Annotated in this window: 18 protein-coding genes; 10 read left to right on the top strand and 8 right to left on the bottom strand. The window is 59.5% G+C overall.

What is annotated here, in order from left to right:
• Positions 1-1414, bottom strand: a 1414-nt coding sequence (gene thiI / locus ACIP1X_RS24065; protein WP_400755460.1) for a tRNA uracil 4-sulfurtransferase ThiI, incomplete at its 3' end; no start/stop codon positions are given.
• 328 nt (positions 1415-1742) lie between these two features.
• On the opposite strand from thiI, the gene glnA reads away from it, so the two are divergent.
• From glnA to ntrC, 5 genes are all read left to right on the top strand, one after another.
• Positions 1743-3149 (top strand): type I glutamate--ammonia ligase, encoded by a 1407-nt coding sequence (gene glnA, locus ACIP1X_RS24060; RefSeq protein WP_008080570.1) that lies wholly within the window; start codon positions 1743-1745, stop codon positions 3147-3149.
• A gap of 232 nt (positions 3150-3381) precedes the next feature.
• A complete protein-coding gene (locus ACIP1X_RS24055) occupies positions 3382-3894 on the top strand; it encodes a DUF4124 domain-containing protein (RefSeq protein WP_400755458.1) in 513 nt (170 codons plus the stop codon).
• Positions 3891-4514: a DUF4124 domain-containing protein gene (locus tag ACIP1X_RS24050; protein ID WP_282358463.1), complete on the top strand. Its 624-nt coding sequence runs from the start codon at positions 3891-3893 to the stop codon at positions 4512-4514. The genes ACIP1X_RS24055 and ACIP1X_RS24050 overlap by 4 nt, the downstream gene beginning before the upstream one ends.
• A 231-nt stretch (positions 4515-4745) precedes the next feature.
• Positions 4746-5831, top strand: coding sequence for a nitrogen regulation protein NR(II) (glnL, locus tag ACIP1X_RS24045; protein ID WP_053116600.1), 1086 nt, complete (start codon positions 4746-4748; stop codon positions 5829-5831).
• Positions 5828-7264 carry a nitrogen regulation protein NR(I) gene (gene ntrC / locus ACIP1X_RS24040; protein ID WP_053116599.1) on the top strand — a complete coding sequence of 479 codons (1437 nt, stop codon included), beginning with the start codon at positions 5828-5830 and terminating at the stop codon, positions 7262-7264. The genes glnL and ntrC overlap by 4 nt, the downstream gene beginning before the upstream one ends.
• Before the next feature lie 524 nt (positions 7265-7788).
• Here ntrC and ACIP1X_RS24035 read toward each other — a convergent pair.
• The gene (locus ACIP1X_RS24035; RefSeq protein ID WP_400755456.1) at positions 7789-8226 is read right to left on the bottom strand and encodes a hypothetical protein; all 438 of its coding nucleotides are present in this window, start codon (positions 8224-8226) and stop codon (positions 7789-7791) included.
• On the opposite strand from ACIP1X_RS24035, the gene ACIP1X_RS24030 reads away from it, so the two are divergent.
• On the top strand, positions 8225-8680 hold the full coding sequence (locus ACIP1X_RS24030) for a tRNA (cytidine(34)-2'-O)-methyltransferase (protein WP_053116597.1): 456 nt from the start codon (positions 8225-8227) through the stop codon (positions 8678-8680). The genes ACIP1X_RS24035 and ACIP1X_RS24030 overlap by 2 nt on opposite strands.
• Before the next feature lie 165 nt (positions 8681-8845).
• On the opposite strand, the gene secB is transcribed toward ACIP1X_RS24030, so the two are convergent.
• The 3 genes from secB to ACIP1X_RS24015 are packed head-to-tail and all read right to left on the bottom strand — an operon-like array spanning position 8846 to position 10057.
• Entirely contained in the window at positions 8846-9331 is a 486-nt protein-coding gene (gene secB / locus ACIP1X_RS24025; RefSeq protein WP_016772114.1) for a protein-export chaperone SecB, read from the bottom strand.
• Positions 9332-9388: 57 nt separating this feature from the next.
• Complete coding sequence (gene grxC, locus ACIP1X_RS24020) at positions 9389-9643, bottom strand: glutaredoxin 3 (RefSeq protein ID WP_007909231.1); 255 nt, start codon at positions 9641-9643, stop codon at positions 9389-9391.
• A complete protein-coding gene (locus ACIP1X_RS24015; protein WP_008080560.1) occupies positions 9644-10057 on the bottom strand; it encodes a rhodanese-like domain-containing protein in 414 nt (137 codons plus the stop codon).
• A 153-nt stretch (positions 10058-10210) separates the two neighbouring features.
• Here ACIP1X_RS24015 and gpmI point away from each other — a divergent pair, with 153 nt between their 5' ends.
• The 4 genes from gpmI (at position 10211) to ACIP1X_RS23995 (ending at position 15401) form a co-directional block, all read left to right on the top strand.
• Complete coding sequence (gene gpmI / locus ACIP1X_RS24010) at positions 10211-11740, top strand: 2,3-bisphosphoglycerate-independent phosphoglycerate mutase (protein ID WP_053116595.1); 1530 nt, start codon at positions 10211-10213, stop codon at positions 11738-11740.
• Between the two features lie 241 nt (positions 11741-11981).
• Positions 11982-13268, top strand: a complete 1287-nt coding sequence (locus tag ACIP1X_RS24005; RefSeq protein WP_400755455.1) for a murein hydrolase activator EnvC family protein — start codon at positions 11982-11984, stop codon at positions 13266-13268.
• 34 nt (positions 13269-13302) lie between these two features.
• Positions 13303-14622, top strand: coding sequence for a S41 family peptidase (locus ACIP1X_RS24000; protein WP_053116593.1), 1320 nt, complete (start codon positions 13303-13305; stop codon positions 14620-14622).
• A gap of 2 nt (positions 14623-14624) precedes the next feature.
• Entirely contained in the window at positions 14625-15401 is a 777-nt protein-coding gene (locus ACIP1X_RS23995; protein WP_400755453.1) for a divergent polysaccharide deacetylase family protein, read from the top strand.
• 136 nt (positions 15402-15537) lie between these two features.
• Here ACIP1X_RS23995 and ACIP1X_RS23990 read toward each other — a convergent pair whose 3' ends face one another.
• The 3 genes from ACIP1X_RS23990 to hisA all read right to left on the bottom strand — a co-directional run.
• Positions 15538-16293 (bottom strand): ABC transporter substrate-binding protein, encoded by a 756-nt coding sequence (locus ACIP1X_RS23990; protein WP_212549955.1) that lies wholly within the window; start codon positions 16291-16293, stop codon positions 15538-15540.
• 82 nt (positions 16294-16375) lie between these two features.
• Positions 16376-17146 (bottom strand): imidazole glycerol phosphate synthase subunit HisF, encoded by a 771-nt coding sequence (hisF, locus tag ACIP1X_RS23985; protein WP_053116590.1) that lies wholly within the window; start codon positions 17144-17146, stop codon positions 16376-16378.
• A 90-nt stretch (positions 17147-17236) separates the two neighbouring features.
• On the bottom strand, positions 17237-17961 hold a 725-nt coding region (gene hisA / locus ACIP1X_RS23980), incomplete at its 5' end, for a 1-(5-phosphoribosyl)-5-[(5-phosphoribosylamino)methylideneamino]imidazole-4-carboxamide isomerase (RefSeq protein WP_400755452.1).

Below are 17961 nucleotides of genomic sequence, written 5' to 3'. Positions count from 1 at the left end.
TGAGCAAATGGTGAGCATGCAGGCGACTCATCACGCCTTTGTCGCAATACAGCAGGTACTGGCGAGTCGGATCCAGCTCCTTGAAACGAGCGTTCACTGCGTAGAACGGCATCGTCTGTACTTCTACGCCAGCGAGTTCCAGCGGCTCATCCTCGGCGGCATCCGGGTGACGGATGTCGATCACGATCTGGCCGGCCAGTGCTTCGCTGACTTCTTCAATCTGTACGTCCTGGCCCAATTCGTCGATCACGCGATCGATTGGCACCAGTTTGGCGTTTTCGAGCGCACGCTCGAGCACCGCCATGTCGAATTCTTTCTCTTCGTGCTCAACGCGACCGCGTTTGGCGGCGGTCTTCGGGTTGACCGAAATGACCCCGCAGTATTCCGGCATGTGCCGGGCGAAATCGGCGGTGCCGATTTCATTGGCCGTGTCGATGATGTCCTGCTTGTGCGCCACGATCAGCGGGCGCAGGACAAGCTTGTCGGTCACGCAGTCGATCACCGACAGGTTCGGCAACGTCTGGCTCGACACCTGGGAGATCGCTTCGCCGGTAACCAGCGCTTCGATCTGCAGGCGGTCAGCGATGTTGGACGCCGCGCGCAACATCATACGCTTCAATACGACGCCCATATGACTGTTATCGACTTTGCCGAGAATTTCGCCGAGAACTTCTTCGAACGGAACACTGACAAATAGCACGCGTTGCGAGCTGCCGTACTTCTTCCAGATGAAATGCGCGACTTCCATAACGCCCAATTCATGGGCACGACCGCCCAGATTGAAGAAACAGAAGTGGGTCATCAGGCCGCGACGAATGATCTGGTAGGCCGCAACGGTCGAGTCAAAGCCGCCGGACATCAATACCAGTGTCTGCTCAAGGGCGCCGAGCGGGTAACCGCCGATGCCGTTGTGCTGGCTGTGAATCACAAACAACCGTTTGTCGCGAACTTCGATACGGACTTCGATTTCCGGCGATTTCAGGTCGATCCCGGCAGCGCCGCACTCACGACGCAGCTTGCTGCCGACGTATTTTTCCACGTCCATCGAGCTGAAGGCGTGCTTGCCGGCACGCTTGCAACGCACCGAAAAGATCTTCCCGGCCAGCGCAGCGCCGTAGTGCTCTTTGCACTTCTCGGTGATGTCGTCGAAGTCGCCCAGCGGGTACTCGTCGATCTGCAGAAAGTGCGCGATGCCCGGCATGCAGGTCAGGCGCTCACCCATCTCTTTCAAGGCTTTGGCGTCGGTAATGCGGGTTTCCAGCTCGAGATTGTCCCACACACCGTTCACCACCACGGCCGGGTCCAGGTCGCGGAGCACGGTGCGGATGTTCTTGGCCAACTGGCGGATGAATTTCGTCCGGACAGGTCGGCTTTTGATGGTGATCTCGGGGAAGACTTTTACGATTAGTTTCATGAAAACAGCGCGCGAACGGCCAGCCGAAAAAGGGGGGCGCGGATTATAGCGGAAATTGCTCAAGGTTTAACCAGTTAATGTGCAGAAGGTTTTGTCTGCACCAAAACGGGTCATTTTCGATTGGGGACGCTACATTAGGGGGCGAGATTTGCAGCATTAAGACGCTTTGCACCTTAATAAGCGTGAATTTGGGGCAAAAAACCCATGCTGGGGCACTGGCATGCAATTTGCTCCCTTGTGAGGCAGGTTGCCTTGGCAGAGTATTCGCGCCGGCATCACCCACATTTAAGGGCATCCACTACCAAGCCCGAAGCCACCCGGAGGACATATGTCGAAGACGGTTCAACTCATCAAAGATCATGACGTCAAGTGGATTGATCTGCGCTTCACGGACACCAAAGGTACTCAGCACCACGTGACCATGCCGGCTCGCGATGCTTTGGACGACGACTTCTTCGAAGTCGGCAAAATGTTCGACGGCTCCTCCATCGCTGGCTGGAAAGGCATCGAAGCCTCCGACATGATCCTGATGCCGGTTGACGAAACTGCCGTTCTCGACCCGTTCACCGAAGACGCCACCCTGATCCTGGTGTGCGACATCATCGAACCTTCGAGCATGCAAGGCTACGACCGCGACCCACGTGCGATCGCCAAGCGCGCCGAAGAACACCTGAAAGCCACCGGTATCGGTGACACCGTATTCGCCGGTCCAGAGCCAGAATTCTTCATCTTTGACTCGGTGAAATTCAAGTCGGACATTTCCGGCTCGATGTTCAAGATCTACTCCGAGCAAGGTTCGTGGATGTCCGACCAGGACATCGAAGGCGGCAACAAGGGTCACCGTCCAGGCGTCAAAGGCGGCTACTTCCCGGTTCCACCGTTCGACCACGACCACGAAATCCGTACCTCCATGTGCAACGCACTGGAAGAAATGGGCCTGACCGTTGAAGTTCACCACCACGAAGTGGCGACTGCCGGCCAGAACGAAATCGGCGTCAAGTTCAACACCCTGGTGAAGAAAGCCGACGAAACCCAAACCCTGAAGTACGTTGTACACAACGTTGCTGACGCTTACGGCCGCACCGCGACCTTCATGCCGAAGCCACTGTACGGCGACAACGGTTCGGGCATGCACGTACACATGTCGATCTGGAAAGACGGCAAAAACACCTTCGCAGGTGAAGGCTATGCCGGCCTGTCCGATACCGCTCTGTACTTCATCGGCGGCATCATCAAACACGGTAAGGCCCTGAACGGCTTCACCAACCCGGCGACCAACTCGTACAAGCGTCTGGTACCAGGCTTCGAAGCTCCGGTCATGCTGGCCTACTCGGCTCGCAACCGTTCCGCTTCGATCCGTATTCCTTACGTGTCGAGCCCGAAAGCCCGCCGTATCGAAGCCCGCTTCCCGGATCCGGCTGCCAACCCGTACCTGGCCTTCGCAGCTCTGCTGATGGCCGGCCTGGACGGTATCCAGAACAAGATCCACCCTGGCGACGCTGCTGACAAAAACCTGTACGACCTGCCGCCTGAAGAGGCGAAAGAGATCCCACAAGTTTGCGGCAGCCTGAAAGAAGCCCTGGAAGAGCTGGACAAGGGCCGCGCGTTCCTGACCAAGGGCGGCGTATTCTCCGACGACTTCATCGACGCTTACATCGCGCTGAAATCGGAAGAAGAAATCAAGGTTCGCACCTTCGTACACCCACTGGAATATGAGCTGTACTACAGCTGCTGATCCGGTAGCGCCGCGTTCCGTGGCGTGAGTAAAAGAGGCCTCCTTCGGGAGGCCTTTTTTATTGCAGATCAAAAGATCGCAGCCTTCGGCAGCTCCTACATCGATCCCTGTAGGAGCTGCCGAAGGCTGCGATCTTTTGACTTTGCTTTTCAATTCCAATTGTTAACAGCTTGGGCCTCTCGCCCACCCTGACCTATGCTGCACCCCATCGCTTTCAATCCCGGTCGATTTCATGGGTCGCACCTTTCTATACATTCTATTGTTGATCGCCCTGCCCGCCGCCGCGCAGATCTACAAGTACACCGATGCCAACGGCAACACGGTCTACAGCGATCACTCGCCGGACGGCGTACAGGCGCAGCCCGTGGAGTTGCCGCCGCTCAATCGCGTCGAGCCGCAAGCGCCGAGCGCACCCCCTGCGCCCGTCAGCGACAACCGTGAACCTCAGCGCAAGGCCTACGACATCCTCGAACTCGCCGGGCTGCCCACCGAAGAAGCCCTGCGCGCGAACAACGGCACCTTCACCGTCAATGTGCTGATCAAGCCGCGGCTGCAACCGCCGCATCAATTAAGGCTGGTACTCGATGACGAACCCTACGGCCAGCCAAGCAATGTGCCGATCCTGCAATTGGTCAACGTCGATCGCGGCGAGCATCGTCTCGCCGTGCAAGTCATCGACGGTCAGACGATCATTCAACAGAGCCCGCCAGTCGCCCTCAGCGTACAGCGGGTGCACACGCCATGATCCGCGCATGGCTGATCGTCGCGATGGCGCTGGTGACACTGCAGGCCTCAGCCGAGGTGTTCACTTATATTGATTCGCAAGGTAACCGCGTCTACACCGATCAACCGCGCAGCAACGCCAAGCGCGTACCGATCGCGACCAGCAATCGCATGTCCGCCAATCCAACCGCTGCCGCACCGATCACCACCGCAAAAAAATCCCCGGAACAACCACCCTTCCACTACGACATGCTGCGCATTCTGGTGCCCGAACCCGATGCGACGATTCGCAGCAGCGCCGGCGAAATCATCGTCAGCGTCACCAGCGAACCCGGCCTGCAACGTGGTCACCGCTATCGCCTATTACTGGACGGCCAGGCCACCGGCGAACCCGGCCTGAGCCCGGTTTTCCCGTTGAACAACATTGATCGCGGCAGCCACAATCTCTCGGTTGAAATCCTCGACTTGGAGGGCCGCACTGTCGAGCGCACCGCCAACCAGCCGTTCCACATGTTGCGCATTTCCCTCGCGCAGAAGCGCCAGGTCAAACCCTGCGTCGCCGACGACTACGGCGTACGCCCGGAATGCCCTTTGAAAGACAAACCGCCCGAGCCGAAAAACCCCTTCCTGCGTTTCTTCTAACGCCGTTCAGCTTTGCGCACTATATTGGTGCAATAGCCTGCACCGTACTCACATTCCAACCCATTTTGGTTCGAAACTACCCGCGAGAGCTGGCCCAGTGCCACGTAAACGAGCGTCAAACGCCTGTTTCAGGGGTTAAGCGCTTCTTTTCAGAGCCTTGGTTTGTTTTTTGCATTTTGCCGATACCGACGCTTGCTTGTTGCGCACGCTCCGCCCCCAAAAGAGGCTCCGATGACCATTAGCGACGCAATCCACCGTTTGCTGCTCGACAACCTGACCACCGCCACCATCCTGCTCGACGCCGAATTGCGCCTCGAGTACATGAACCCGGCGGCGGAGATGCTGCTCGCCATCAGCGGGCAGCGTAGCCATGGGCAATTCATCAGCGAGCTGTTCACAGAATCCACCGAAGCGCTGAATTCGTTGCGCCAAGCGGTAGAGCAGGCGCACCCGTTTACCAAGCGCGAAGCGATGCTCACCGCCCTCACCGGCCAGACGCTGACCGTGGATTACGCGGTGACGCCGATCCTCAGTAACGGCGCGACCATGCTCCTGCTGGAAGTGCATCCGCGTGATCGCTTGCTGCGGATCACCAAGGAAGAAGCGCAAATTTCCAAACAGGAAACCAGCAAAATGCTGGTACGCGGCCTCGCCCACGAAATCAAGAATCCGCTGGGCGGCATCCGTGGCGCTGCGCAGTTGCTCGCCCGCGAACTGCCGGAAGAAAGCCTGCGCGATTACACCAACGTGATCATTGAAGAGGCCGATCGCCTGCGCAATCTGGTCGACCGCATGCTCGGCTCGAACAAGTTGCCGTCGCTGGCGATGTGCAACATTCACGAAGTGCTGGAACGCGTTTGCCATCTGGTCGAAGCGGAAAGCCAGGGCTGCATCACCTTGGTGCGCGATTACGACCCCAGCATTCCCGACGTGCTGATCGACCGCGAACAAATGATTCAGGCGGTGTTGAATATCGTGCGCAATGCGATGCAGGCGATCAGCAGCCAGAACGAGCTGCGTCTGGGCCGCATCAGCCTGCGCACACGCGCCATGCGCCAGTTCACCATCGGCCACGTCCGCCATCGTCTGGTGACCAAGATCGAGATCATCGACAACGGCCCGGGGATCCCCGCGGAACTTCAAGAAACCATTTTCTTTCCCATGGTCAGCGGGCGCCCGGACGGTACCGGGCTCGGCCTGGCCATTACCCAGAACATCATCAGCCAGCACCAGGGCCTGATCGAGTGTGACAGCCATCCAGGCCACACCACCTTCTCGATCTTTCTGCCACTGGAACAAGGAGCCACATCGACATGAGCCGTAGTGAAACCGTGTGGATCGTCGATGACGACCGTTCTATCCGTTGGGTTCTGGAAAAGGCCTTGCAGCAGGAAGGCATGACCACCCAGAGCTTCGACAGCGCCGATGGCGTGATGAGTCGGCTGGCCCGTCAGCAGCCTGACGTGATCATTTCCGACATCCGTATGCCGGGTGCCAGCGGTCTGGATCTGTTGGCGCGGATTCGCGAGCAGCACCCACGGTTGCCGGTCATCATCATGACCGCTCACTCCGATCTGGACAGCGCTGTCGCCTCGTATCAGGGCGGCGCGTTCGAGTACCTGCCGAAGCCGTTCGACGTTGATGAAGCGGTGTCGCTGGTCAAACGTGCCAACCAACACGCGCAAGAGCAGCAAGGCCTGGAAGTCGTACCAGCACTGACCCGCACTCCGGAAATCATCGGCGAAGCGCCGGCGATGCAGGAAGTGTTTCGCGCCATCGGGCGCTTGAGCCACTCCAACATCACCGTGCTGATCAACGGCGAATCCGGCACCGGCAAAGAGCTGGTCGCCCACGCCCTGCACCGCCACAGCCCGCGCGCGGCCTCGCCGTTTATCGCGCTGAACATGGCGGCGATTCCCAAGGATCTGATGGAGTCCGAGCTGTTCGGCCATGAGAAAGGCGCCTTCACCGGCGCGGCGAATTTGCGTCGCGGCCGCTTTGAACAGGCTGACGGCGGCACGCTGTTCCTCGATGAAATCGGCGACATGCCGGCGGATACGCAAACCCGTTTGCTGCGGGTTCTGGCCGACGGCGAGTTCTATCGCGTCGGCGGGCATGTGCCGGTCAAGGTCGATGTGCGCATCATCGCCGCGACGCACCAGAATCTGGAAACCCTGGTGCACGCCGGCAAATTCCGTGAGGACTTGTTCCATCGCCTCAACGTGATCCGCATCCACATCCCGCGCCTCTCGGATCGTCGTGAAGACATCCCGACCCTGGCCAAGCACTTCCTCAGCCGCGCCGCGCAAGAACTGGCGGTCGAGCCGAAGCTGCTGAAAAGCGAGACCGAGGAATACCTGAAAAACCTGCCGTGGGGCGGCAACGTGCGTCAGCTGGAGAACACCTGCCGCTGGATCACGGTGATGGCGTCCGGGCGCGAAGTGCACATCAGCGACCTGCCGCCAGAACTGCTGAACCTGCCGCAGGACTCGGCGCCGGTGACCAATTGGGAGCAGGCGCTGCGCCAGTGGGCCGACCAAGCCTTGGCGCGCGGCCAGTCGAGTTTGCTCGACAGCGCGGTGCCGGCGTTTGAGCGAATCATGATCGAGACGGCGCTGAAGCACACGGCCGGACGTCGCCGTGATGCGGCGGTGTTGCTGGGTTGGGGGCGTAATACCCTGACACGCAAGATCAAGGAATTGGGGATGAAGGTTGATGGGGCGGATGAGGATGAGGGGGATGAGGGCTGATCAGCCTTTGAATTTTCGCTGACAGTCACACCCATTCGCGAGCAGGCTCGCTCCCACAGGGGATTGCATTCCAACTGTGGGAGCGAGCCTGCTCGCGAAGCTTTTAGGGCCACCGTGCACCGCATGGATGCACGATGACCTGTGATCGCGCACAGCCGTATCACCACAATCGCGTCGGAAAACACCAGAAAACTCACCATCCAAAAACACGAAAGCCCCGAATTCCGGGGCTTTCGTGTTTCTGCTCAGCTTTTTTGTTTCAACAAATTAAAACCTGGCACGCGCCCTGCAATACCTCTTACAGGTGATTCGTTTCACCACCCGTTTCGGGGACCTTGGTACAGGCAGGCCGGGGATTCCCCTCTTTACACCGGGCGCAGATCGCCACGCGATGCGCCCACCCTTTTGGGATCCTTGGTACAGGCAGGCCGGGGGTTCCCTCTTTACACCGGACCGACGCGTCACGCGAAGTCCACCCCGTTTTGGGAACCCTGATACAGGCAGGTCAGGGATTCCCGCTTTTATTACTCGCGGAGATGGATCTCCAGCCGCCAGCGGCCATCGACCTTGCTGCCGGCCCAGTCTCCTTGCAGCGGCCGCGCCGCCAGCACCGTCAGCAACAACCCCCCATCACTCGCTCTCGTCCGCCAGTTCACGTCTTTGCCGTTGAGCTTGAGCTGACCTTTCTGCGCCCGGCCCTCGGCCTGAAACAGCAGCGCCACGGTGCCATCAATGATCTCACCGTGCAGCTTCGGCTCATTGTTGAACCACACCACCAAACCGCCGTCAGTCACTTCGACTTGCTGCAGCACACTGGGATCCGGCGTGGTCAGACGGCCGATCATCAAGCCGATCATCATGCCGACAATCGCCAGCGAACCGATCACTCGCGGGAATAGTTTCGAACGCCGGTCTGCTTGCGGCGTAGAATGCGCGTCATCTTTACCTTCGGAGCCGTGCATGTTTCACGTCATCCTTTTTCAACCAGAAATTCCGCCGAATACCGGCAACGTTATCAGGCTGTGCGCCAACAGCGGCTGCCACCTGCATTTGATCGAACCGCTGGGCTTCGAGATGGACGACAAGCGCTTGCGCCGTGCCGGTCTCGACTACCACGAATATGCCACGCTGCAACGCCATGCCGACCTCGCCAGTTGCCTGGAGAGCATCGGCAACCCTCGGGTGTATGCGTTCACCACCAAGGGCTCGCGGCCGTTTCATGATGCGGCGTTTGTCCCGGGTGATGCGTTCATCTTCGGTCCGGAAAGTCGTGGCTTGCCGCCGGAAGTGCTCGACGCCCTTGGACCGGATCAGCGCCTGCGTCTGCCGATGCGTGAAGGCTGCCGTAGCCTGAACCTGTCCAACACCGTGGCGGTCGCCGTGTACGAAGCCTGGCGCCAGAACGACTTTAAATAACACTACACCTGATCGTTCCCACGCTCTGCGTGGGAATGCAGCCCGTGACGCTCCGCGTCACTGGACGCGGAGCGTCCCCAGAGGCATTCCCACGCGGAGCGTAGGAACGATCAGCCAAGAAAAAAGCGCCTGTTGCGGCGCTTTTTTCTTTGTAGCCCAGACCGTTTACTGAACGGTTGGCGTCTCGCCGCTTTCCTGCATGCGCTGCAGTTCTTGCGCGTACAGGGCGTCGAAGTTCACCGGAGCCAGCATCAGGGCCGGGAACGAACCACGGGTCACCAGGCTGTCCAGGGTTTCGCGGGCGTACGGGAACAGGATGTTCGGGCAGAACGCACCCAGGGTGTGGCTCATCGAAGCCGCGTCGAGGTTCTTGATCAGGAAGATACCGGCCTGTTGCACTTCAGCGATGAAAGCAACTTCTTCACCGTTTTTCACGGTGACGGACAGGGTCAGCACGACTTCGTAGAAATCACCTTCCAGCGCTTTCTGACGAGTATTCAGATCCAGACCGACCGCCGGATCCCACTGCTGGCGGAAGATCGCCGGGCTTTTCGGGGCTTCGAAGGACAGGTCGCGTACATAGATGCGCTGCAAGGAGAATTGCGGTGCGGTTTCTTCTTCGCTGGCTGCAGTGTTCTGTTGGTCAGTCATCTCAGATCCTTTCTGATCTTGGGTCTTTTAGGGAGTGCTGTACGTGGGTGCAGCCGTTCAGGCCTTGAGCAGCGCGTCGAGTTTGCCGGCGCGCTCCAGGGCAAATAAATCATCACAACCGCCGATGTGCTTGCTGCCGATCCAGATCTGCGGCACGGACGTGCGCCCCGCTTTCTGGGCCATTTCGGCGCGCACCTGCGGCTTGCCATCGACCTTGATCTCTTTGAAGGCCACGCCTTTGTTCTCGAGCAAATACTTGGCTCGGGAGCAATAAGGGCAGTAGTCGCTGGAGTAGACGATGACTTCGCTCATTTATTTCACCAGCGGCAGGTTGTCGCCTTTCCAGCTGGAGATCCCGCCGGACAGCTTGGCGGCGGTAAAGCCGGATTTCATCAGTTCGCGGGCGTGAGTGCCGGCGGTCTGGCCCAGGGCGTCGACCAGAATGATGGTCTTGGCCTTGTGCTTTTCCAGCTCGGCGGTGCGCGCAGCCAGTTTGTCCTGGGGAATGTTGATCGCGCCAACGATGTGGCCGGCAGCGAAATCCTTGGCCGGACGGATGTCCACCACCACGCCTGCGTCTTTATTGACCAGCGCAGTCAGTTCGCCGGTGCTCAGGCTTTTACCGCCGCCCTGCATCGTGTGCGCCAGCAGCAGAGCCAGCAGTACGACGAAGATACCGACAAGAATGTAGTGGTTAGTGGCAAATTCAATCAGGTGAGCAACCATCGAAGGAGGTTCCAGGGCGTTAAAATGTCGGCCAGTATACACAGCCACTATGGTCGGCCAAACCCCGTCCGGCGGTGACGCGGTCGGAACTTAGCTTTAAACTCCAACTCCCTTTTCCATCGCCCTCTTCTTTATTAGCCACGAGTGGATTCCATGACTACCACGCCTAAACCTTTGGTCCTGATGATTCTCGACGGCTTCGGTCACAGCGAAAGCCCCGAATCCAACGCCGTTTTTGCGGCGAAGAAGCCCGTCCTTGATCGCCTGTGGGCCACCGTGCCGAACGGCTTGATCTCGGGCAGCGGCATGGACGTCGGTCTGCCGGACGGCCAGATGGGCAACTCCGAAGTCGGCCACATGAACCTCGGCGCCGGCCGCGTGGTGTATCAGGACTTCACCCGCGTGACCAAGTCGATCCGCGACGGCGAATTCTTCGAGAACCCGACCATCTGCGCCGCTGTGGATAAAGCCGTGGCCGCCGGTAAAGCCGTGCATTTCATGGGTTTGCTCTCCGATGGCGGCGTGCACAGCCACCAGGATCACCTGATCGCCATGGCCGAACTGGCCTTCAAGCGCGGCGCTGAAAAAATCTACCTGCACGCTTTCCTTGATGGCCGCGATACGCCGCCGAAAAGCGCTGCCTCGTCGATCGAATTGCTCGATGCAACCTTCCAGGCACTGGGCAAGGGCCGCATCGCCAGCATTATCGGCCGTTACTTCGCAATGGATCGTGACAACCGCTGGGATCGCGTCGCTCAGGCCTACAACCTGATCGTCGACGGCAACAGCGAATTCAACGCCGCCACCGCGCAGGAAGGTCTCGACGCGGCTTACGCTCGCGGCGAGAGCGACGAATTCGTCAAAGCCACGACCATCGGTGAGCCGGTGAAAGTTGAAGACGGCGATGCTGTGGTGTTCATGAACTTCCGCGCCGACCGCGCACGCGAGCTGACCCGCGTATTCGTCGAAGACGATTTCAAGGACTTCGAGCGCGCACGCCAGCCAAAACTGGCCGGTTTCGTCATGCTGACCCAATACGCGGCAAGCATCCCGGCACCGTCGGCATTCGCCGCGGGCAGCCTGGAAAACGTGCTGGGCGATTACTTGGCGAAGAATGGCAAAACCCAGCTGCGTATCGCTGAAACCGAGAAATACGCGCACGTGACCTTCTTCTTTTCCGGTGGTCGTGAAGAGCCGTTCCCGGGCGAAGAGCGCATTCTGATCCCGTCGCCGAAAGTCGCTACTTACGACTTGCAGCCGGAAATGAGCGCGCCGGAGGTCACCGACCGTATCGTCGAGGCCATCGAAAACCAGCGTTTCGATGTGATCGTGGTCAACTACGCCAACGGCGACATGGTCGGCCACAGCGGTGTGTTCGACGCGGCGGTGAAAGCGGTTGAATGCCTGGATACTTGCGTCGGTCGCATCGTTGAAGCACTGGAAAAGGTTGGCGGTGAAGCACTGATCACAGCTGACCACGGCAACGTTGAAAAAATGGCCGATGAAGAAACCCACCAGGCGCACACCGCGCACACCACCGAGCCGGTGCCGTTCATTTATGTCGGCAAGCGTGATCTGAAAGTGCGTGAAGGCGGCGTGCTGGCGGATGTGGCGCCAACCATGCTTAAGCTGCTGGGTCTGGAAAAACCGGCGGAGATGACCGGCACTTCCATCCTGGTCTAACCCGCCCGATCAAACACCACAAAACCCTGTGGGAGCGGGCTTGCTCGCGAATGCGGTAGATCAGTCGACTTCAATGTTGCCCGACCCACCGCATTCGCGAGCAAGCCCGCTCCCACATTGGTTTTGCGCTATTTTCAATACCGAATCTGCTCCAGTTATCACACAGCCCCAATTGGGCGTTTTTTTTGCAGCCTCGGGCGGGCATACTAGGCCGTCCCTTACCCTGGTGCCGCCCGCCCCTATGCTTCGCGTCCTGATCGCCCTTGCTCTGACATGCCTGCTCCAACCGGCCTTCGCTGACGAGCGCGCGCAAACCCAACAGCAGTTGGACGCCACGCGTCAGGACATTGCCGAGCTGAAAAAGCTGCTGGGCAAAGTTCAGGAAGAAAAATCCGGCGTGCAGAAAGAGCTCAAGGGCACGGAAACCGAGCTGGGCAAGCTGCAGAAGCAGGTCGATGCGCTGCAGAAAGAACTGCAGAAAAGCGAATCCGAGCTGCAGCGACTCGATGCAGAGAAAAAAAAACTCCAGAGCGCGCGCACTGAACAGCAACGACTGATCGCCATTCAGGCCCGTGCGGCTTATCAGAACGGTCGTCAGGAATACCTCAAGCTGCTGCTCAACCAGCAGAATCCCGAGAAATTCGCCCGCACCCTCACCTATTACGATTACCTGAGCCAGGCCCGCCTGGAGCAGTTGAAGAACTTCAACGAAACCCTGCGCCAACTGGCCAATGTCGAACAGGACATCGCCGCGCAGCAGGCGCAATTGCTGGTGCAGAAAAGCAGCCTCGACACCCAGCGCGACGAACTGGAAAAAGTCCGCAAGGAACGTCAGCAGGTGCTCGCCAAGCTCAATGACGACGTAAAGGCTCGCGATCAGAAACTCGCCGCACGCGAGCAGGATCAGGCAGACCTGTCTAAAGTCCTTAAAACCATTGAAGAAACCCTGGCCCGTCAGGCCCGTGAGGCAGAAGAAGCGCGGCAGAAAGCGCTGATCGCCCAGCAGGAAGCGGAAAAAAAGCGCTTGCGTGAGGCGCAGGCGGAAAACACCGACGCCCCACGAAAACCCGCCAAATCGACGCCCGGCGCGCTGGTTTCCAGCAGCGGCGAGACCTTCGGTGGCGCTTTTGCTGCAACCCGGGGAAAACTTCCTTGGCCGGTTGATGGTCGACTGCTGGCGCGCTTCGGTGAAAGCCGTGGCGACGACGCCCGTACCAAGTGGGATGGCGTGATGATCAGCGCCACCGCCGGCAGCCAGGTGCATGCCGTGCACGGCGGTCGCGTGGTGTTCGCCGACTGGTTGCGGGGCGCCGGGCTGCTGGTGATCCTTGATCACGGCAACGGTTTTTTGAGTCTTTACGGTCACAACCAGACGCTGCTCAAGTCAGCAGGTGATGTGGTCAAAGCTGGTGAGTCGATTTCCACTGTCGGTAACAGTGGCGGTCAGGACACATCAGCGCTGTATTTCGCAATTCGTCAGCAGGGTCACCCGAGTGATCCGGCGCAATGGTGCCGCGCGCAAGGATAGGCGTTGAGTCACCTACATTAGGAGTTCGTTCGACATGCTGCATTTGTCCCGTCTTACCTCGCTGGCCCTGACGATCGCCCTGGTGATCGGCGCGCCTCTGGCGTTCGCCGCTCAACCGGCTCCGGCCGTCGCTCCGGCAGGCACAGCCGCGACCTCCAAGGCGCCGTTGCCGCTGGAAGAGTTGCGCACCTTTGCCGAGGTCATGGATCGGATCAAAGCCGCTTACGTCGAGCCGGTGGACGACAAAACCCTGCTGGAAAACGCGATCAAGGGCATGCTCAGCAACCTTGATCCGCACTCGGCCTACCTCGGCCCAGAGGACTTTACCGAACTGCAGGAAAGCACCAGCGGAGAGTTCGGCGGGCTGGGTATCGAAGTCGGCGCTGAAGATGGCTTCATCAAAGTCGTCTCGCCGATCGACGACACCCCGGCATCGAAGGCCGGTATTCAGGCCGGTGACTTCATCGTCAAGATCAACGGCCAGCCGACTCGCGGCCAGACCATGACCGAAGCCGTCGACAAGATGCGCGGCAAGATCGGCCAGAAAATCACCCTGACCCTGGTTCGCGATGGCGGCACGCCGTTCGACGTGACCCTGGCCCGTGCAGTGATTCAGGTGAAGAGCGTCAAGGCGCAGCTGCTGGAAACCGGCTATGCGTACATCCGCATCACCCAGTTCCAGGTCAAGACCGGCGAAGAGGTCTCCAAGGCTCTGGCCAAGCTGCGCAAGGACAACGGCAAGAAGCTCAACGGCATCATTCTCGACCTGCGTAACAACCCGGGCGGCGTGTTGCAGGCAGCGGTGGAAGTGGTCGACCATTTCATCACCAAAGGCCTGATCGTTTACACCAAGGGCCGCATCGCCAACTCCGAACTGCGCTTCTCCGCCACCGGCAAAGACGAAAGCGAAGCGGTGCCAATGGTGGTGTTGATCAACGGTGGCAGCGCCTCGGCCTCGGAAATCGTCGCCGGCGCCTTGCAGGATCAGAAACGCGCCGTGGTCATGGGCACCACCAGTTTCGGCAAGGGCTCGGTACAAACCGTGCTGCCGCTGAACAACGACCGTGCACTGAAAATCACCACCGCGCTGTACTTCACGCCGAACGGCCGCTCGATTCAGGCGCAGGGCATCGTCCCGGACATCGAAGTGCGCAAAGCGAAGATCACCAACGAGGCGGACGGCGATTACTTCAAAGAAGCCGACCTGCAAGGTCACTTGGGTAACGGCAACGGCGGCGCCGACAAACCGACCGGCTCGGGCGCCAAGCCTAAAGCCATGCCGCAGGATGATGACTACCAATTGGCCCAGGCCCTGAGCCTGCTCAAAGGGCTGAGCATTACGTCCGGCCGTTGAGGATGTCTTTGCGTTTCGTCTTCGTTCTGTTGTGCTGTCTGGCGGGTGCTGCTCACGCAGAGCCCGTCAGCGCAAAGCCTCACAAGGCCTACCTGAGTCTGATCATCGATGACCTGGGGCAAAACCTGCCCCGGGATCGCCGCGTGCTGGCCCTGCCCGGCCCGGTGACCACGGCGATCATGCCCGACACCCCGCACGCTACCGAATTTGCCCGCGAGGCCCATCGCGCCGGCAAAATCGTCATCCTGCACATGCCAATGGATCCGGCCACCGGGCCTTACGCCTGGCACCCCGATCTGCCTATCGAAGAACTGGAAAAACGCCTGAACGCCGCCTTCAAAATGGTGCCGTACACCGCTGGCATCAATAACCACATGGGCAGCCGCATGACTGCGCAACCGGTGGCGATGGCGTGGTTGATGGCCGAGTTGCAGCGACGGCACAAGTTCTTCGTCGACAGCCGCACCAGTGCGCAGACCGTTGCTGCGCAGCAGGCGCAGAAGATCGATCTGGCCAGTGTTTCGCGAGATGTGTTTCTTGATGATGAGCGAACTGAGGCGGCGATTTCCACGCAGTTGCAGACGGCGATCAGCCTGGCGCACAAGCAGGGTTCGGCGGTGATGATCGGGCATCCGTATCCGCAGACGCTGGCGGTGCTGGAGCGCGAATTGCCGAAGCTGAAGGCTCAGGGGATTGAGTGGATTGATATCCGGCAGATGATCAGTGTGCGCAGTAACAAGGCGACTGCAGCACACGGCAAAGATGGCGTTTACCGCTGAATCCGCAACGCCCTAAAACAAAATGTGGGAGCGGGCTTGCTCGCGAATGCGGTGCTTCAGTCAACATCTGAGTTGCCTGACACGACGCCTTCGCGAGCAAGCCCGCTCCCACAATTGAATCGCGGTGACGCTGGGATTAGAGATATTTCCCCATGATGTCATCCACCACACCATCCTTGCGCATCTGGTCCAGCGCGGCCTGCAGCTTCTTCACGGTTTCTTCCGGCACATCTTTATTCAGCGCCAGATACAGCTCAGCGCTGTTGAAGCGCAGCACCGTCTTCAGCCCCGTCACCCCATCCTGTCGCGCCAGATAGCGCCCCGCCGGATCACCCGTCGCCCACAAATCAATCTGCCCGTTGACCAGCTTCTTGGCGTTGTCCTGATCGCGTAACACCACCACCGGCTTCAAGCCTTGCTTGGTCAGTGTCTCGGCAATCGCATCGCCCTTGTACGCGCCAATCTTGTATTTGCGCGCGTCCTCAAGGGTTTCGAGGGTGATCTTGCTGTCGGCCTTGGCCAACAGGATCCAGTCATCCGGGCCGATCGGGCCGACCCATTTGAAGAGTTTTTCGCGATCCGGCAGGCGCGCCATCACGAAGGCGCCGTAACCAGGATTTTCCAGGGCGAGTTTGTAGACGCGCTCCCAAGGAAAGCGCAGGGTCAGGCTGTAAGTAACGCCGGCACGCTGGAACATTTCCCGAACGATGTCGGTGGCGATGCCGTTGATGTTTTCGCCTTGGGCGAAATTTTTGCCGTTCTTCGCCATGTTGTACGGCGGGAAGTTTTCGGTAAGGAGCACCAGATCGGTGTCGGGACTGGTTTCGGCGCGAGCCGTGTTGATGAGCAACAGAGAGGCGCTGGCGAGAACTAGAAGCAGGCGTTTGATCATGTTGGGCTACCGAAATCCATGGCGTGCCCAAGAGTGCCTTGGGTGCGCCATGGTGTCCACTGGCCTGTATCGATTTTGACGCTTAACGCATCGTGATGCCGCGTTTAGCCATGTAGGCCTTGGCTTCCTGCACGGTGTATTCGCCGAAGTGGAAAATACTCGCCGCCAACACAGCGCTGGCGTGGCCTTCGAGAATGCCGTCAGCCAAGTGCTGCAAGTTGCCGACACCGCCGGAAGCAATCACCGGAATCCCCAGCGCGTCGCTGATCGCGCGGGTCACGCCGAGATCGAAACCGTTTTTCATGCCGTCCTGATCCATGCTGGTCAGCAGGATTTCGCCGGCACCGAGGCCTTCCATTTTCTTCGCCCACTCGACCGCGTCGAGGCCGGTTGGCTTGCGCCCGCCGTGGGTGAAGATTTCCCAGCGCGGGGTTTCACCCGGGCCGGAAACCTTCTTGGCGTCGATGGCGACGACGATGCACTGCGAGCCGAAATGCTGCGCGGCTTCGCCAACGAATTCCGGATTGAACACGGCAGCGGTGTTGATCGACACCTTGTCCGCACCGGCATTCAGCAGATTACGAATGTCCTGCACGGTACGCACACCACCGCCGACGGTCAGCGGGATGAACACCTGGCTGGCCATGCGCTCGACGGTATGCAGCGTGGTGTCGCGACCATCGACGCTGGCGGTGATGTCGAGAAAGGTAATCTCGTCGGCACCCTGCTCGTCATAGCGACGGGCGATTTCCACCGGGTCACCGGCGTCGCGGATGTTCTCGAATTTCACACCTTTGACGACCCGGCCGTTATCCACGTCCAGGCAAGGGATGATGCGTTTGGCCAGAGCCATACTTAATCTCCGATTAAGAGTTGCAAGCTTCAAGCTTCAAGCTGCAAGAAAGAGCGGACGCGGTCGCGCTTCTAACTTGCAGCTCGCAGCTTACAGCTTGGAGCTGGTCGCGTAGCTATCGCAGAAAGCCTGGGCTTCTGCCACATCCAGCGTGCCCTCATAAATCGCGCGACCCGTGATGGCGCCGATGATGCCCGGCGCCTTGGCGTCGAGCAGCGACTTGATGTCACCGAGATTGTGGATGCCGCCGGACGCGATCACCGGGATCTTGGTAGCGGCAGCCAGCGCAGCGGTAAACGGCACGTTGCAGCCCTGCATCATGCCGTCTTTGGCGATGTCGGTATAAACGATCGAGGAGACGCCGTCGGCTTCAAATTGCTTGGCCAGATCGATGACCTGCACGGTGCTTATTTCCGCCCAGCCATCGGTGGCGACGAAGCCGTCTTTGGCGTCCAGACCGACAATGATCTTGCCCGGGAACGCGCGGCACGCTTCAGCGACGAACGCCGGATCTTTCACGGCTTTGGTGCCAATGATCACGTAGCTGACGCCAGCCTTGACGTAGTGCTCGATGGTTTCCAGCGAACGGATGCCGCCGCCGATCTGGATCGGCAGAGTCGGGTAACGCTTGGCGATCGCGGTAACCACTTCGCCGTTGACCGGCTGGCCTTCAAACGCGCCGTTCAGATCGACCAGATGCAGACGGCGGCAACCGCCCTCCACCCACTTGGCAGCCATGCTCACCGGGTCATCGGAGAACACTGTGGAATCTTCCATGCGGCCCTGGCGCAGACGTACGCAGGCACCGTCTTTAA

Source organism: Pseudomonas sp. NPDC088885, assembly GCF_044750025.1.
Taxonomy (GTDB): Bacteria; Pseudomonadota; Gammaproteobacteria; order Pseudomonadales; family Pseudomonadaceae; genus Aquipseudomonas; species Aquipseudomonas rustica.
Note: the sequence above shows the minus strand (reverse complement) of the source record. Positions and strands in the feature narration are given on the sequence as shown.

Bases quoted from the DNA above. Each gene is read 5' to 3' on its own strand.
- ACIP1X_RS24055 (WP_400755458.1), top strand. From the start codon at position 3,382: ATGGGTCGCACCTTTCTATACATTCTATTGTTGATCGCCCTGCCCGCC.
- glnA (WP_008080570.1), top strand. From the start codon at position 1,743: ATGTCGAAGACGGTTCAACTCATCAAAGATCATGACGTCAAGTGGATT.
- secB (WP_016772114.1), bottom strand. From the start codon at position 9,331: ATGACTGACCAACAGAACACTGCAGCCAGCGAAGAAGAAACCGCACCG.
- glnL (WP_053116600.1), top strand. From the start codon at position 4,746: ATGACCATTAGCGACGCAATCCACCGTTTGCTGCTCGACAACCTGACC.
- ACIP1X_RS24015 (WP_008080560.1), bottom strand. From the start codon at position 10,057: ATGGTTGCTCACCTGATTGAATTTGCCACTAACCACTACATTCTTGTC.
- grxC (WP_007909231.1), bottom strand. From the start codon at position 9,643: ATGAGCGAAGTCATCGTCTACTCCAGCGACTACTGCCCTTATTGCTCC.
- ACIP1X_RS24000 (WP_053116593.1), top strand. From the start codon at position 13,303: ATGCTGCATTTGTCCCGTCTTACCTCGCTGGCCCTGACGATCGCCCTG.
- hisF (WP_053116590.1), bottom strand. From the start codon at position 17,146: ATGGCTCTGGCCAAACGCATCATCCCTTGCCTGGACGTGGATAACGGC.
- ACIP1X_RS24035 (WP_400755456.1), bottom strand. From the start codon at position 8,226: ATGCACGGCTCCGAAGGTAAAGATGACGCGCATTCTACGCCGCAAGCA.
- ACIP1X_RS24030 (WP_053116597.1), top strand. From the start codon at position 8,225: ATGTTTCACGTCATCCTTTTTCAACCAGAAATTCCGCCGAATACCGGC.
- ACIP1X_RS24005 (WP_400755455.1), top strand. From the start codon at position 11,982: ATGCTTCGCGTCCTGATCGCCCTTGCTCTGACATGCCTGCTCCAACCG.
- gpmI (WP_053116595.1), top strand. From the start codon at position 10,211: ATGACTACCACGCCTAAACCTTTGGTCCTGATGATTCTCGACGGCTTC.
- ACIP1X_RS24050 (WP_282358463.1), top strand. From the start codon at position 3,891: ATGATCCGCGCATGGCTGATCGTCGCGATGGCGCTGGTGACACTGCAG.
- ntrC (WP_053116599.1), top strand. From the start codon at position 5,828: ATGAGCCGTAGTGAAACCGTGTGGATCGTCGATGACGACCGTTCTATC.
- ACIP1X_RS23995 (WP_400755453.1), top strand. From the start codon at position 14,625: ATGTCTTTGCGTTTCGTCTTCGTTCTGTTGTGCTGTCTGGCGGGTGCT.
- ACIP1X_RS23990 (WP_212549955.1), bottom strand. From the start codon at position 16,293: ATGATCAAACGCCTGCTTCTAGTTCTCGCCAGCGCCTCTCTGTTGCTC.